13 protein-coding genes are annotated in these 14,777 nt (G+C 66.4%); 7 read left to right on the top strand and 6 right to left on the bottom strand.

Going from position 1 to position 14,777, the window contains the following annotated elements; translation table 11 throughout:
* Positions 1–21: 21 nt before the first annotated feature.
* The 3 genes from ACFVUS_RS32905 (at position 22) to ACFVUS_RS32895 (ending at position 3,658) form a co-directional block, all read left to right on the top strand.
* Positions 22–1,179, top strand: a complete 1,158-nt coding sequence (locus tag ACFVUS_RS32905) for a PLP-dependent cysteine synthase family protein (protein WP_387775533.1) — start codon at positions 22–24, stop codon at positions 1,177–1,179.
* On the top strand, positions 1,176–2,573 hold the full coding sequence (locus ACFVUS_RS32900) for an MATE family efflux transporter (RefSeq protein WP_387775530.1): 1,398 nt from the start codon (positions 1,176–1,178) through the stop codon (positions 2,571–2,573). Before ACFVUS_RS32905 ends, ACFVUS_RS32900 begins: the two co-directional genes overlap by 4 nt.
* Before the next feature lie 131 nt (positions 2,574–2,704).
* The gene (locus ACFVUS_RS32895) at positions 2,705–3,658 is read left to right on the top strand and encodes a phosphodiesterase (protein WP_387775527.1); all 954 of its coding nucleotides are present in this window, start codon (positions 2,705–2,707) and stop codon (positions 3,656–3,658) included.
* 23 nt (positions 3,659–3,681) lie between these two features.
* Here ACFVUS_RS32895 and ACFVUS_RS32890 read toward each other — a convergent pair whose 3' ends face one another.
* Positions 3,682–5,142 (bottom strand): stealth family protein, encoded by a 1,461-nt coding sequence (locus ACFVUS_RS32890; protein ID WP_387775524.1) that lies wholly within the window; start codon positions 5,140–5,142, stop codon positions 3,682–3,684.
* Positions 5,143–5,549: 407 nt separating this feature from the next.
* On the opposite strand from ACFVUS_RS32890, the gene ACFVUS_RS32885 reads away from it, so the two are divergent.
* From ACFVUS_RS32885 to ACFVUS_RS32875, 3 genes are all read left to right on the top strand, one after another.
* On the top strand, positions 5,550–6,041 hold the full coding sequence (locus ACFVUS_RS32885) for a hypothetical protein (RefSeq protein WP_387775521.1): 492 nt from the start codon (positions 5,550–5,552) through the stop codon (positions 6,039–6,041).
* Between the two features lie 147 nt (positions 6,042–6,188).
* Positions 6,189–6,764 carry a TerD family protein gene (locus ACFVUS_RS32880; protein WP_375965058.1) on the top strand — a complete coding sequence of 192 codons (576 nt, stop codon included), beginning with the start codon at positions 6,189–6,191 and terminating at the stop codon, positions 6,762–6,764.
* A gap of 144 nt (positions 6,765–6,908) precedes the next feature.
* Positions 6,909–7,508, top strand: a complete 600-nt coding sequence (locus ACFVUS_RS32875) for a TetR/AcrR family transcriptional regulator (protein ID WP_387775518.1) — start codon at positions 6,909–6,911, stop codon at positions 7,506–7,508.
* Between the two features lie 20 nt (positions 7,509–7,528).
* On the opposite strand, the gene ACFVUS_RS32870 is transcribed toward ACFVUS_RS32875, so the two are convergent.
* The 3 genes from ACFVUS_RS32870 to mfd form a co-directional block, all read right to left on the bottom strand.
* The gene (locus ACFVUS_RS32870; protein ID WP_387775515.1) at positions 7,529–8,233 is read right to left on the bottom strand and encodes a sensor domain-containing protein; all 705 of its coding nucleotides are present in this window, start codon (positions 8,231–8,233) and stop codon (positions 7,529–7,531) included.
* 104 nt (positions 8,234–8,337) lie between these two features.
* On the bottom strand, positions 8,338–9,039 hold the full coding sequence (locus ACFVUS_RS32865) for a MazG family protein (protein ID WP_387775512.1): 702 nt from the start codon (positions 9,037–9,039) through the stop codon (positions 8,338–8,340).
* A complete protein-coding gene (mfd, locus tag ACFVUS_RS32860; protein WP_387775509.1) occupies positions 9,036–12,653 on the bottom strand; it encodes a transcription-repair coupling factor in 3,618 nt (1,205 codons plus the stop codon). The genes ACFVUS_RS32865 and mfd overlap by 4 nt, the downstream gene beginning before the upstream one ends.
* A 140-nt stretch (positions 12,654–12,793) precedes the next feature.
* On the opposite strand from mfd, the gene ACFVUS_RS32855 reads away from it, so the two are divergent.
* Entirely contained in the window at positions 12,794–13,204 is a 411-nt protein-coding gene (locus tag ACFVUS_RS32855; protein WP_387775506.1) for a DUF1801 domain-containing protein, read from the top strand.
* On the opposite strand, the gene ACFVUS_RS32850 is transcribed toward ACFVUS_RS32855, so the two are convergent.
* Positions 13,205–13,852: a TetR/AcrR family transcriptional regulator gene (locus ACFVUS_RS32850; protein WP_330184966.1), complete on the bottom strand. Its 648-nt coding sequence runs from the start codon at positions 13,850–13,852 to the stop codon at positions 13,205–13,207.
* Positions 13,853–14,060: 208 nt separating this feature from the next.
* Positions 14,061–14,684 (bottom strand): TetR/AcrR family transcriptional regulator, encoded by a 624-nt coding sequence (locus ACFVUS_RS32845; RefSeq protein WP_153803761.1) that lies wholly within the window; start codon positions 14,682–14,684, stop codon positions 14,061–14,063.
* Positions 14,685–14,777: the final 93 nt, after the last annotated feature.

The following is a 14,777-nucleotide window of genomic DNA, read 5'->3' as shown; positions in this document are numbered from 1 at the left end:
CGATCGCAAGGAGATACGTTCATGCCTGTTGTCACCAGCCGCGTGACAGACCTCATCGGGCATACGCCGCTCTTCGAATTGGCCGGTACCGATACCGGCACCCGGCTGTTCCTCAAACTCGAGAACATGAATCCCACCGGGGCCGCGAAGATTCGGATGGCCCGGGCCATGGTCGATGACGCGGAAGCGCGCGGGCTGCTGCGGCCCGGCGGGCACATCGTCGAATCCACTTCCGGCAATACCGGTTTGGGGCTCGCCGTTATCGCGGCCGAACGCGGGTATCGCTTCACCGCGGTGGTCGATCACCACGCCTGCCGCGACAAACTGCGAACGATGAAGGCGATGGGCGCGACTCTGGTATTCGTCTCCGACGGCGATGACGACAATCTCTCCACCTCGGCGCGTGAGGAACTCGCCGAGCGACTGGCGCTGGAAGAACACGCGGCCGCGCTGGCGGCGGGCGAGACACCGAATGTGTACTTCACCGAACAGCACAACAATGACGCCAATCCGGTCGGCTACTACGAGCTCGCCGAGGAACTGCTGGCCGATCTCGGCCGGGTGGACGCGCTGATCTCGGCGGTCGGCACCGGCGGGTCCATGTTCGGCACCGCGCGGCGGCTGCGCGATCTCGGGCACGAGCCGCTGCTGTACGGGGTGGAACCGGTGGGGTCCATCGCCTTCGGCGGTCCGGCCGGGCCGTACTGGCAATCCGGCACCGGCACCCCCGAGGGCGCGGATCCGGGCAAGATCGTCGCCGAGGATCTGGGCCTGTTGAACGAGGGCGTGAAGGTTTCCGATGTCGAGGCCTTCGCCACCGCCCGCGTCGTCGCGCGCAAGCTGGGCCTCATGATCGGCGGGTCGGCGGGCGGATCGGTGTTCGCGGCACTGGAACGGATGGACCGGTTCCCGGCCGGATCGGTCGTGGTGACCATCGTCTGCGACGGCGGTGAGAAGTATCTGGACACCGTCTTCGACGACGACTGGATGAGCGACCGGGATCTGCTGGATTCCGAGACCGAAGGTAAGGTCGCGAAAATGCTGGACAGCTACACGCCAGCGCGCGATCACCAGCCGCGCGCCGCGACACGGCACGCCGCGGACACCCATGCGATCCTGGTCCCGCAGGGCGGCGTCGCGGTCGCCGCCGCATCCGCGAACGGGGCTGCGGGCAAATGAATTTCGGCCCTCGGCAGTCGGACGGACGTCAGCTCACCGCGCTGGCCACGCCGATCGCGCTGACGCAACTCGCCCAGGTGGCGGTCTCCACCACCAATATCGCGCTGATGGGCACGCTCGGGGTGCGGCAGGTGGCCGCCGGTGGCCTGGCGCTGGTGCTGTTCAACCAGATCCGCACCATGTGCGTCGGGTTGATCACCGGTACCGGCAATCAGGTGGCGACGGTGGTGAGCCGGGGGGAGAAAGGCAGCCGTGCCGTCGAACGCGAGGTCCGGGAGGTGGTGCGCTCCAGCTTCCTGATCGCGACCCTGGCCGGATTGCTCGGCGGCGCACTGCTCATCGGGCTCGGCTGGGCGCTGCAATGGCTGGGGCAGGACGCGGCGGTGCTCGCCGAGGCGCGGCCCATGATGGTCGCGCTCGCCCCGGGACTGCTGCCCTGCCTGTGGTTCCAGGTGCTGCGCCAGTATTCGGTCGGCATGCAGCGGCCGCAGGCGCTGCTGCTGGTGACGCTCGGTTCGGTCGCGCTGAATGTGGCACTGGCCCTGGCCTTCATGCACGGCTGGCTGTTCCTGCCCGAACTCGGGCTGACCGGAATCGGCGTGGCGACCTCGCTGGTCTTCCTGATCACCTTCGGGGTGTTCTGGGCCATGGTGCGCCGGGACACGAAACTCGGTGCGACACTGCCCATTCGCATGTGGCCGGTGCACTGGGCGACCGTGCGCGACGAACTGAAGCTGGGCACCCCGATCGCGCTCACCTACGGGTCCGAGGCGGGCATGTTCTCGGTGCTGGCGCTGGTCATGGGCAGCCTCGGAGCCGCGGCGCTGGCGGCGCACAATGTCGTCTATCAGATCGTGTACATCGTGTTCCAGGTGGCGATCGGGCTCTCGCACGGCGCTTCGATCCTGGTGAGCAAGGCCGTCGCGCGCGAGCAGTACCGGCACGCGCGGTCGGTGGCGTGGCTGGCGCTGCGCTATGCCGCGGTCATCACCGCGGTCACCGGCATCGTCTATGTGGCCGCACCGGATTGGGTGCTGCTGCCCTTCCTGGACGACACCGACGCCGCGACCGTCGCGCTGGCGCACACCCTGCTGCTGATAGCGATCGTGCTGCAATTCTTCGATTCGGCGCAGAACATCGGCGTCGGGCTGCTGCGCGGGCTCAAGGACACCAAGGCGGGTTTCCGGCTGTCCCTGGTGGGGTATTGGATTGTGGGATTGCCCACGGCATTACTGCTCGCCTTCCCCTTGAATCTGGGGGCCGCGGGTGTGTGGTGGGGGCTGACCGCCGGACTCGCCACCACCGCTGCCCTGATGCTGCGGCGCTACTTCACGCTGCTGCACGCGCGTGAGCAGGAACATCCCCGAGTGCTGGCCGGTAGCCTCGGGCACTGAGCCGTCACGCAAACCTCACCTTCCCGCAAGCATGCCGTCACTGGGCATGGGCAATCTGGTGTAAAAGGCTTCGCTATTCTGGCTGACGGAATCGGCAAGCCGAGGGCACACACCATCCGGGGAGGATGTCCGTGTACATCGCGAGAGTCGCTGAATATCCGAGGGCAGACCATGTGCTGTTCCATTTCAGCGACACCCATCTGATCGCCGCAGACGCCGATCTCTACGGGGACGTCGACGCGGAGGCCCGGCTCGGCCAGCTGCTCGGCGAGGCCGAGGCGAGCCATATCAAACCCACCGCCATCGTCTTCACCGGCGACCTCACCGATCAGGGCGAGGCGGGCGCGTACCGCAAGCTGCGCGCACTGGTGCAGCCGTGGGCCGACCGCATCGGCGCGCCGCTGGTGTGGGTGGCCGGAAACCACGACGACCGAGCCGCGCTGCGCGTGCACATGCTCGACGAAAAGGGTTCGGGCGCACCGCTGGACGCGGTGCACATGTTCGACGGGCTGCGCGTCATCGCCCTGGACACCACCGTGCCCGGACATCACTACGGCGAGATCACCGACGGCCAATTGGCTTGGCTGCGCACGGTATTGGCCGAACCCGCGCCGTTCGGCACCATCCTGGCCATGCACCACCCGCCCATCCCCTGCGTGCTGGATCCGGCCGTATCGGTGGAACTGCGCGAGCAGCGCCGCCTCGCCGATGTGCTGGACGGCACCGATGTGCGCGCGATTCTGGCCGGGCACCTGCACTTCTCGACCAGTGCGACCTTCGCCGGGATTCCGGTATCGGTCGCGTCGGCCACCTGCTACAGCCAGGATCTGGCGGTGCGGCAGGGCGGAATTCGCGGGCGCGACGGCGCGCAGGCATTCAACTACGTGCACATCTACCCGGACACCGTCGTGCATTCGGTGGTGCCCATCGGCGCGGGGCGCACCGTCGGCGAACCACAGACCCCGGAAGTGGCGGCCCAGCGGCTCGCCGATGCCGGGATCGTGATTCCGCCCGCCGCCGGAATACCGCATGTACTCCGGCGGCGGGACAAGGCCACCGAATCCGATGGGGAATCGGTGCTCTGAATTCGATTCAGACAGCGCCCGATTCAGGCAGCGCCCGATTCGAACGCGGCGAGCGATCCCGTGATCGAATCGGGCTTCTCCCAGGGCGCGGGCTCCGGGAAATAGGTCTCCAGGAATTCCGAGACCGCGCGCACCCGTTCGGCTTCCGGGACCTCCGGGAAACTGCCGTCATTGAGGCAGAAGAAGTCCACATTGCGGCGCTTGGCCAGGCCGTCCAGCAGGGCCAGGCCGGTGTACATGGTGGTGTCCACGTAGCGCATCTTGGCCGCTTCCTGCGGTACCGCGCGGCCGGTCAGCAGCGCGTAGTAGTGGTACAGCGAATTGGTCACCGAGATATCGGTGGCGGCGCGGAACCGGCTGGTGCGGGTGCGGGCGAAATCCTCCGGGAACGTCTGTTCCATCTCGTGCAGCACGCTGCGGCGCAATGGAACCGGGGTGTGTTCCAGATGCCGGGTGATGGTGTGCCCGAAGCGGCGGTGCAATAACTGCCGATTCATGCGGGCGGCATTCTCGAAACCGCTGCGGCGTTCATTGTTCGCGCCCGGGCCGATGCGCGTGCCCGCCTCGATATAGCGGCTGATCCCGCCCGGGGTGAAGAACATGGACGGGCGCACCGGGCGCGCGAAGAACATATCGTCGTTGGAGTACAGGAAATGCTCCGACAAACCCTCGATATGCTGCAATTGGCATTCCACCGCATGGGAATTGAAGACCGGCAGGCCGCTGACATCCGGGAAATGGTCGATCGCGCGCACGACCGTCACCTTGGGATCGTCACCCAGCCACTCCGGCACCTTGGAATCGGTGGCGATGAAGATGCGGCGGATCCACGGCGCGTTCTTGTGCACCGAGCGCAGCGCGTAGCGCAGCTCGTCGATCTGGCGGATCCGGGCATCGGCGGCATCGCCCTCACCGACCACCACCTGCGCCAGCATTCCCGCACGGCGAGCGCGGAATTCGGGATCGGTGCCGTCCACCCAGGAGAAGACGATATCGATATCGAAGCCGACATCACCGGGATGCGGGGCGAACATGCCGGTCAGGGTGGGCCAGCTGGTGTCGTAGAGCAGGACGGTGCTCTGCTCCACATCGGCGAGGTCGAACACATTGCGGGTCAGCGCGTTCGGGCGCGGGCATTCCACGGTATCGCCGTGGTACTCCCACAGCTCGATATCAACGTGATGCGCGGTGTCCAGGTCCCGGCCCAGCCGGAACACATTGTGCTGCTTCTCATTGCAGATGAACCCGGCCACCATGGCCGCGCCCAGTACCCGTCTGAGCGCGGATCTGTGCGCGGCGTCGACCGCCAGCACCAGCCGATGGTCGGAGTCGCGCACCAGCAGGTACGGCACCTCCGCCGCTATCATCTCCGCGCGCAGATGGCGCAGATCGTCGAGCACCGCGCTCGACGTACCCAGATTCGCCACGCTCCCGCCTGGCGTCCATGTCCCCATGTCCGGCTGCTGCCCCGAACCCATATCCATCACCGGTCTCCGCTCTCTTCGTGTTCTCACCTCACACGCCTCACCTGCACCGCAGCAGCCGCCCGGCCGTCGCCGGGAGCGCGAAAATCGTTGCGCGCCATACTTTCGATGCTGCTGCGTTCGTCTACGCCGAGTGGCGGACGGCTTCACCGGGCGGTCATCGGCCGGTTACTCGCATGACCCCGGTTGGACGGGGGACTGTAACGAATGATGCATTCGTTATCGCCGCTAGTCAATCTATTGCCACGCAGGTCCGATGGTGTTTTCACACACGTAACCGACAAGTGGGACGTCTCGGGCGTTCCGAGCCGCGCTCGCGGAGGCCAGCGGGCAACGGCGGCAACGGCATACACTTGTCTCAGCACAGTCCAGCCCACTGTGCTTTACCCGATCGTGAGGTGACGAAGATGGTAGCCGGAGCGCGGGCGCGACAAGAGTCCTCGACGGAAGGCCCGGAAACGGAACACCCGGAACTGCCCATCCTACCCGAGTGGCCATTGGACACCATCGGTGTGCTGGTGACCACCGATCCGGCCCCGCACGCCATTCCGGTCTCCTGGCCGGTGCGCGCGGGCGACAGCCGGATTCTGCTGAGCCTCAAGTCCGATCGCGGGTCGCTGGCGCGGCTACGCGAACGCCCCGAGGTGGCGCTGCTGATCCTGGGCGGCGGCAATGTGGCGCTGTGCGCCCGCGGCCGGGCCGAGATCGTGGCGGATCCGATGCCGGGCGCGGACGATTACACCGCGGTCGCGATCGAGGTGTCGGTGATCGATGATCATCGGCAGTCGGCGTTCGCGGTGGCGACCGGAATCCAGCGCAATGTGATCGATCCAACGGAATTGCGCTACTTGGAGAAACGCGTGGCCACGCTGAAATCCATGGCGTCCGAAGGCAACTGAGCGGTGCCGCCCGTCGATTAATTCGGACATTCCAGACATAGTGTCCCAACCGAAACCCCAGCGCGAAAATGAACGCGCACAGTGGGTCCCCGGATCGACCATAATCGGGAAGGGATGCGGTGTGAATGCGCCGCGGGGAAGGAGATCATGTCTGTCAGCTTGGCCAAGGGTGGAAACGTTTCGCTCTCCAAACAGGCCCCGAACCTCACCAAGGTCGCCGTCTGCCTGGGTTGGGACGTTCGCACTACCACCGGCGCGGACTACGACCTGGATGCCAGCGCGATGGCCTGCGGACCGAACCAGCGGGTGCTGTCGGATGCGCATTTCGTGTTCTACAACAATCTGCGCTCACCGGAGGGCACCATCGAGCACACCGGTGACAACCTCACCGGCGCCGGCGACGGTGACGACGAGGTGATCAATGTCGACCTGGCAGCCATGCCCCCGACGATCACCAACATCTTCTTCCCGGTATCGATCCACGACGCCGACGCCCGCCGCCAGTCCTTCGGGCAGGTTCGCAACGCCTACATCCGCGTGGTCGACGCGGCCACCAGCTCGGAACTGGCCCGCTTCGACCTGACCGAGGACGCCTCCACCGAAACCGCCATGGTCTTCGGCGAGCTCTACCGCAACGGCCCGGAATGGAAGTTCCGCGCCATCGGCCAGGGCTACGCCTCCGGCCTCGGCGGCATCGCCCGCGACTACGGCGTCAACGTCTGACCACAGGTCGCACCGACAAAGCGCTACCCAGCCGAATCACCCGGCCGGGTAGCGCTTTTCGCTGCCCCGAATACTTGGCGACACAGTGTCGCCAACTGTGCTAGTTTGGCGACATAGTGTCGCCAAGTTGGGTGAGGAGCGGGTGTGCCGAAGATCGATGCGGCGACGGTCGCGGAGCATCGGGCCAATCAGGAGGACGCGCTACTGGCGGCGGCCCGGGAATTGCTGTTGAACGGTGGGCGCGGCGCCGTGACGCCCGCCGCGGTGGGGGCCGCGGCGGGATTGGCGCGCAGCAGTGTGTACAAGTACTTCCGGTCCGGGGAGGAAATCCTCGAACGAATCGTCGGCAACGCGTTCGAGGACTGGGCGACGGTGGTCCGGGACGCCGTCGACGCCGTCGACGGAGCGGATCAGCGAATCGCGGCCTACGTGCGAACCTCATTGGCGCTGGCCGGATCCGGGGCCCACCAGATCGCCGTGCTCGGGGGCGGAGTCCCACAGGACGACAGGGCTAGGGAGCGAATCGCGCTGGCGCATTCGGGATTGGCCGCACCACTGTGCGAGGCGCTGACCGAACTCGGCGATCCCGATCCCGCATTGACCGCCGAGCTGATCGACGGGGCGATCGGCCGGGCCATCGATCGACTCGACACCGGCGCCGACTTCCGGCATATCCACACCCTGACGCTCACGTTCGTACGGCGGGCGGTGGGCATCGGCGGCACGGAACCCGCACCGGGATAACCGAATCGGCGATGCCGAGGTCAGTTGAGCTGGCGGATTTTGGCGGCTATGCGGTCGGCTATGGGGGCCGAGGTGCGGGCGTCGGCGTAGGCGCAGCTGGAGACCTCGATGACGGCGTTGCCCTGGCTGCGGATGGTGTCGGAGCAGACCCGGGTGCTGCCGGTGAAGGTGAGGGTCCAGTCGGCGGAGACGGCGGCCGGGTCGGTGTTGTGCGGGATGGCGGTGATGCGCATGACGCTGGGGGCGCCGTTGCCGGTCTTGGGGGTGGCGGTCAATTGTTTGCCGTTGCAACCGGACAGGATGGCCCTGTACTGGTTGACCAGCGCCTCGGCCACCAGGAAATTCTTGTAGGTGGAGACGGTCTCGTAGATGGTGTGCTGCGGGCTGTCATCGGCCTCGCGCAGCGAACGCAGGCGGAAACCGGTCCACTTGTCCGCGTAGACATCCAGATCGGCGGTGTACTCCATGGGCCCGCATTCGGCGGGCTGATAGGTGAGGTTCGGGGTGGTGGGGACGGTGTTCTCGAACTTCTGCACCAGGGCGGTGGAGGCCACGATCTTGCCCGCGTCATCGGTGGACAGCAGCACATCGGGAATGCGATCGGCGCTCAGGCGGGCCATCTTCACCACCGCCGGATCCGGCGCGGCCACCCCGCTGACCACCTTGCCGCACCCCGTCACCACGAACAGTAGCGCCAGGCACACCGCGACCATTCGCCCCTGCATCGGCCCTCCTCCGCACCCGAAAACAGCAGAAGCATAGCGGGCGTCCGCAACGACCCGCCCGGTGTGAATGCGGCGATCAGGTCACAGCCGACATCGGACCGGCATCACACCGGCCAGTAGGCGCGCCACTGCTCGGGTGTGAGGGAAAGTCGTTCGCCGCGAGCGGCTTCCGCCGCATCCTCGGCCGCCCGAATGGCGGCGGCGAAGGCGAGCGTGGCCTTGCGCAGGCGTTCCTCGGCGCTGTCCGGACCGCCGAGCCGGACCATCCGCAGCTCCAGCGGAATCAGGTCCTCCGGCAGTCCCGCCTTACCGCTGCGCGAGCGCACCTTCTCCGCCAGCGCCAAAGCCGGTTGGGCCATGGCGATTCCGTCCAGGCAGGAGCGCCGCGACTTCTCCGCGGTCTTGCGCTCCTCCCACGCCACCTCCTGCGCGGCGATCTTGGACGCCATATCGGCGTCCGGATCGATGCCGTTGTCGAGCAGATGCGGACTGCGATGGGTCAGCTTGGCGACCAGCGCGGCCGCCACCTCGGCGACGGTGAATTCCCCTGCGGCCTCGGCGATTCGGGAGTGGAACAGCACCTGCAGCAGCAGATCGCCCAGCTCCTCCTTGATGGTCTCGGCATCGGCGTCCTGAATGGCGTCGAGGAGTTCATAGGTCTCCTCCAGCAGGTACGGCCGCAGCGAATCATGGGTCTGGGTGACCTCCCAGCCGCCGAAATTCCACAGCCGATCCATCACATCCACGGCCTCGCCGAGCGCCTCGGTCATACGAGCGATCTCGACACCGTCATCGGCGGATGTCATCGGGCGGTGGCCGCCTCCGGGGAGATGCGGACATCGACCGCGCCGGGGGCCTTACCGTCCAGCGCGAGCAGCAGATCGGCGACGAACTGGAGCACCTGGACATCGCGCACGCGCGCCGCGCCGACGCTGTCCTCCACCCGGGGCAGCGGCAATTGCACGATGCCGGTGGCCGGGCGGTAGGTCGCGTTCGGGTAGAGCCGCTTGAGCCGCAACTGTTTCGAGTCCGGCAGTTGCAGCGGCGCGACCTTGAGGGTGGTGCCGGTGACACCGATCTCGGCAATCTTGTACTCCCGGGCCAGCAGCCGCAGCTTGGCCACCGAGACCAGGCGGCCGACCTCCACCGGCAGCGGCCCGTAGCGGTCGACGAGCTCCTCCACCACCGCGGCCAGGCCCGAATCGTCCTGGGCGGCGGCCAGTTTGCGATAGCCCTCGAGCCGCAGCCGATCCGAGGCGATGTAATCCGGCGGGATGTGCGCATCCACGGGTAGGTCGATCCGCACCTCGCGGATCTCCTCGTCGACGGTGATCGGGCGACCGTCGGCGGCGGCGCGATAGGCCTCCACCGCCTCCCCCACCAGGCGCACGTACAGATCGAAGCCGACGCCCGCGACATGTCCGGACTGTTCCGCGCCGAGCACATTGCCCGCACCGCGAATCTCCAGGTCCTTCATGGCGACCGCCATACCCGCGCCCAGATCCGAATTCTGTGAAATGGTGGCCAGCCGGTCGTAGGCCGTCTCGGTCAACGGCTTCTCCGGCGGATACAGGAAGTACGCGTATCCGCGCTCCCGACTGCGGCCGACGCGCCCGCGCAGCTGGTGTAGCTGCGAAAGACCAAGCGCGTCAGCGCGTTCCACGATCAACGTATTGGCATTGGAGATATCCAGACCGGTTTCGATAATGGTGGTCGAGACCAGCACATCGAACTCACGCTCCCAGAAGCCCTGCACGGTCTTCTCCAGCATGTCCTCGTTCATCTGCCCGTGCGCGACCACCACCCGCGCCTCCGGCACCAGATCGCGAATCCGCTTGGCGGCCTTGTCGATCGAGGACACCCGGTTGTGTACGTAGAACACCTGGCCGTCGCGCAGCAGCTCACGGCGAATGGCCGCGGCGACCTGCTTGTCGTTGTACGCGCCCACGTAGGTGAGCACCGGATGGCGCTCCTCCGGCGGGGTGAGAATGGTCGACATCTCGCGAATACCGGCCAGGCTCATTTCCAGGGTGCGCGGAATCGGCGTCGCGGACATGGTGAGCATGTCCACGTGCGTGCGCAGCGCCTTGATGTGCTCCTTGTGCTCGACGCCGAAACGCTGTTCCTCGTCGATAATGGTCAGGCCCAGGTCTTTCCAGCGAATACCGGTCTGCAACAGCCGGTGCGTGCCGACCACGATATCGACCTCACCGGCGGCCATGCCCTCCAGCGTTTCCCGCGATTCGGCCGCATCGGTGAAGCGGGACAGGCCCTTCACCGTCACCGGGAATCCGGCGAGCCGCTCGTGGAAGGTCTGCAAATGCTGTTGCGCCAGCAGGGTTGTCGGCACCAGCACCGCGACCTGCTTACCGTCCTGCACCGCCTTGAACGCGGCGCGCACCGCGATCTCGGTCTTGCCGTAGCCGACGTCACCGCAGATGACGCGGTCCATCGGGACCGCCTTCTCCATATCGGCCTTCACCTCGGCGATGGCGGTGAGCTGATCGACGGTCTCGGTGAAGGCGAACGCGTCCTCCATCTCCACCTGCCACGGCGTATCCGGTCCGAACGCGTGCCCCGGCGCGGCCTGGCGGGCGGCGTAGAGCTGGACCAGTTCGGTGGCGATCTCACGAACGGCCTTGCGCGCCTTGCGTTTGGTGTTCTGCCAATCCGAACCGCCCATCTTGGACAGGCTGGGCAGTTCGCCGCCGACATAGCGGGACAGCTGATCGAGCGAATCCATCGGCACGAACAACCGGTCCCCCGGCTGACCGCGCTTGCTCGGCGCGTATTCGATGACCAGGTATTCGCGGCGCGCGCCACCGATGGTGCGCTCGATCATCTCCACGAACCGGCCGATGCCGTGCTGATCGTGCACGACCATATCCCCGGCCCGCAGCGCCAGCGGATCGACCTGATTGCGGCGCTTGGCCGCGAGCTTCTTACCCTCGCCCGGCGCGGTGACGCGGTTGCCGGTGAGATCGGATTCGGCGACCACCACCAGTTTCGCGTCATCGAAGATGACACCGTCGTGCAGGGAGCCGCAGAGCACCCCGACCAGCCCGCGCACCGGTTCGGCCCCGGCCGCGAGCGCGGCGGCGGGCACCTCGGCGTCACCGAGTCGTTCCAGAATGCGTTGCGCCGTACCGTGACCCGCGACCACGATGACCGCGCGGCCACCGGTGGAGACGTGCGCGCGCAGCGAGGCGAAAATGGTGGCGACCAATTCGTCGGAGCCGCGCGCCGAGGGTGCGGACTGCACCGGCAGCACGATCTCGTCCGGATGGTCGGCGACCAGCGGGCTCAGCGTCCACCACGGCAGGCCTCGCGCATCGGCGTCGGCGTGCACGACGTCCAGGCCGCGATAGGCCGAGGCCGCCAGATCCAGACCGTGCGCGCCCAGCGGAGCAGCGCCGCCGAATGAGGCCGCGGTCCAGGACGCCTCCAGGAACTCCTGGCCGGTGCGCACCAGATCGGCGGCGCGAGTACGCACCTTCTCCGGATCACACAGCAGCACATGGGTATCCGCGGGCAGCACCTCGGTGAGCAGTTGCAGCGCCCCCGGTTGCAGCACCGGCAGCAGCGCCTCCATACCCTCCACCGGAATGCCCTGGGAGATCTTCTCCAACATCTCCACCAGGGCCGCGTCGGCCGGATTCTCGGCGGCCACCTCGGCGGCGCGTTCGCGAAGCGCGTTGGTGAGCAACAGTTCCCGGCAGGGCTGGGCTATCGCGAGCTCGATCGGCACATCGTGGATGGAGCGCTGATCGGCGACCGAGAAGGCGCGCAGCTCACTGATCTCATCGCCCCAGAACTCCACGCGCACCGGATGATCCGCGGTCGGCGGGAAGAGATCGAGGATGCCGCCGCGCACCGCGAACTCGCCGCGCTTGCCGACCATATCGACGCGCTCGTACGCGAATTCCACCAGCCGGGCGAGCAATTCGTCGAAATCGAATTCCGCACCGACGCGCAGCACGATGGGTTCGAGATCACCGAGCCCGCGCGCCATCGGCTGCATGAGCGAGCGCACCGTGGTGACGACCACGCGCAGCGGTTCGCCGTAGATGGTGTCCTCGGGATGCACCAGGCGGCGCAGCACCTGCAAGCGCTTGCCGACGGTATCGGCGCCCGGCGACAACCGCTCATGCGGCAGCGTTTCCCAGGATGGGAATATCGCGACGCCCGCACCGACGATTTCGGTGAGCTCCGCGGTCAGATCATCGGCCTCGCGCCCGGTGGCGGTGACCACCACCAGCGGCCGCTGTTCGGCAATGGTCGCGGCCACGAACGGCCGCGCCGCCGAGGGTGCGACCAGCATGGCCGAGTCCCGCCCGATCAGCTCTTTCACCTGCTGCAAAGAGGTATCGGCACCGGCCACTGCGGCCAGTCCCGCGAGAGGTGGACGTTGGCTCGACATGAGGCGGACTCCTGGGCGCGCAGAGAGCGGGTAGGACAGCTCACCGAGTCTAATCACCCGTGCCGACAGCCCCGGCTTCGCCTCACTGGCCTGCACGCGATCCCCGAAGGACGGGGGGTGATTCGTGCTTTGATGTCTATATGTCCTATGTGGTCGATCCACGGGTGGATGCGTATATCGACGGTCTACCCGAATGGCAGCGGAACATCTGCCATCAGGTGCGCGAAATCGCGCACGCGGCGGACCCGGCGGTCCAGGAGACGATCAAGCGGACGGTGCAGCCGTACTTCGTGCTCGACGGAAATATCTGCGCCCTGCTCGGCACCAAGAAGGCGCTGGACATCTTCCTCTACGACGGCGGCATGGTCCCCGACCCGCACGGCATCATCACCGGCGGCCACGACAACAAGACCGCCCGCATGATCGCCGTGCACGAGGGCGAAACCCTCAACGCCCCAGCCCTTCTCACCATGTTCAAGCACATCATCGCCAACAACCGCGCGGGCGGCTGGCGACGGCTCAAACGCGAGAACCCGGATATGCCCCGGTAACTACTGCACGTAGCGGCGCAGGCGGCGAGCCGCGAATTCCCTGAAGTACGCGACCTTTTCGTCGGGAACGATCGAGGGAAGCAGGAAGTACCAGGCCCGTTCCATGCGCGTCGCCATCTGATCGATGGTCTCGGTGCTGACCGCGACCATGTGCACGCCGGTCGTCACCTCCTGCAGCAGCAGGCCGATGGTCTCCGGATCCAGGTCGGGCTCCAGATCACCCTGTGCGATAGCGCGTTCGGCGAGCAGCCGGTGCGTCTCGCCCCAGGTCTTGGCGATGTTCTCACCGGTCGCGCCGCGGTAGTCGCCGATCTGGTGGGTCAGCTTGAGCATCGCGCCGACCATCGGATCGTTCATGGTCAGATCGGCCACCACGTAGGTGATTCCGATGCACGCCTCCAGCGCGGGTACGCGCGGATCGAAGAAGCCCTGACAGGCGCTGATCAGTCGCTCATTGCCCTGATCGACCACGGCGCGCGCCAGCTCCTCCTTGGAGCCGAAGTGAAAGTACAAGGCGCCCTTGGTCACATTCGATTGTGCGATGATCTCGGACAGGGACGCGTTCGCGTAACCCAGTCGCAGAAAGACATCGGCCGCGCCCGCGAGCACGGAATCGCGAGTGATCTCCGCACGCGCTTGCCTAGCCATCAGATCCGCCTGTCATCAAACCAGCCATCCTGAAGTAGACCGACATCCTGAAGTTGACCGACATCACAGTTCGAACAGCACTCGAAGGATGGGTGAACCGTACCACCCGGCTGCCGTATGCCAGTCGATTCGAGCATTCGACCCGTCCTCCTTCGCAATTCGCTGGTTAACTGTCCAGTTCCGCCGCTGTGCCACACCATTTTCAGACCTATAGGTCTCGTACGCCTTTGCCGCTGGGCCATTCCGACGCCAGCTTCGGCTCGGCCTCGAGATGGGTGAGACCGTTCCAGCAGAGATTCACCAGATGCGCGGCAACCACTTCCTTCGACGGCGACCGCTCGTCCAGCCACCACGTCGCCGCCGTTGCGACCATGCCCACCAGCGCTTGTGCGTACAGCGTCGCCAAACTCGTATCGAAGCCGCGGCGTTCGAAATCCCCGGCGAGTATGTGCGCCACCTGATTCACCGCTTCGTTCAGCAGACTGGAGTACGTACCCTCCGCCGCCGAGGCCGGTTGATCGCGCATGAGGATGCGAAACCCATCGGTCCGTTCCTCCATATAGGTGAGCAACGCCAGCGCCACCTGTTCCAGCCGCACCCGCGACCGGTTCTGCGACAGCGATGCGGTGATCATCTCCAGCAGCGCGGACATCTCCCGATCCACCACGACGGCATACAAACCCTCCTTGCCGCCGAAGTGTTCGTACACCACGGGTTTGGACACCTGCGCCCGCTGCGCGATCTCCTCCACCGAGGTCGCGTCGTACCCGCGTTCGGCGAACAGGGTCCGTCCGATCTCGATGAGTTGCTGTCGCCGTTGGGTTCCCGTCATACGCGGACGCGACACCCGGCTGCCATCACCCGTAGTCATCGCCCCGCCTCCCTGTATGCCGTACGAACGTACTAGTAACTCTCTCAGACACCG

Origin of the sequence: Nocardia sp. NPDC058058 (assembly GCF_042885355.1) — a bacterium.
Taxonomy (GTDB): domain Bacteria; phylum Actinomycetota; class Actinomycetes; order Mycobacteriales; family Mycobacteriaceae; genus Nocardia.
Note: the sequence above shows the minus strand (reverse complement) of the source record. Positions and strands in the feature narration are given on the sequence as shown.

What these genes read in the sequence shown, in the direction of transcription:
- ACFVUS_RS32905 (WP_387775533.1), top strand. Translation starts at nt 22, where the DNA reads ATGCCTGTTGTCACCAGCCGCGTGACAGACCTCATCGGGCATACGCCG.
- ACFVUS_RS32900 (WP_387775530.1), top strand. Translation starts at nt 1,176, where the DNA reads ATGAATTTCGGCCCTCGGCAGTCGGACGGACGTCAGCTCACCGCGCTG.
- ACFVUS_RS32890 (WP_387775524.1), bottom strand. Translation starts at nt 5,142, where the DNA reads ATGGATATGGGTTCGGGGCAGCAGCCGGACATGGGGACATGGACGCCA.
- ACFVUS_RS32885 (WP_387775521.1), top strand. Translation starts at nt 5,550, where the DNA reads ATGGTAGCCGGAGCGCGGGCGCGACAAGAGTCCTCGACGGAAGGCCCG.
- ACFVUS_RS32880 (WP_375965058.1), top strand. Translation starts at nt 6,189, where the DNA reads ATGTCTGTCAGCTTGGCCAAGGGTGGAAACGTTTCGCTCTCCAAACAG.
- ACFVUS_RS32870 (WP_387775515.1), bottom strand. Translation starts at nt 8,233, where the DNA reads ATGCAGGGGCGAATGGTCGCGGTGTGCCTGGCGCTACTGTTCGTGGTG.
- ACFVUS_RS32865 (WP_387775512.1), bottom strand. Translation starts at nt 9,039, where the DNA reads ATGACATCCGCCGATGACGGTGTCGAGATCGCTCGTATGACCGAGGCG.
- mfd (WP_387775509.1), bottom strand. Translation starts at nt 12,653, where the DNA reads ATGTCGAGCCAACGTCCACCTCTCGCGGGACTGGCCGCAGTGGCCGGT.
- ACFVUS_RS32855 (WP_387775506.1), top strand. Translation starts at nt 12,794, where the DNA reads ATGTCCTATGTGGTCGATCCACGGGTGGATGCGTATATCGACGGTCTA.
- ACFVUS_RS32850 (WP_330184966.1), bottom strand. Translation starts at nt 13,852, where the DNA reads ATGGCTAGGCAAGCGCGTGCGGAGATCACTCGCGATTCCGTGCTCGCG.
- ACFVUS_RS32845 (WP_153803761.1), bottom strand. Translation starts at nt 14,684, where the DNA reads ATGACGGGAACCCAACGGCGACAGCAACTCATCGAGATCGGACGGACC.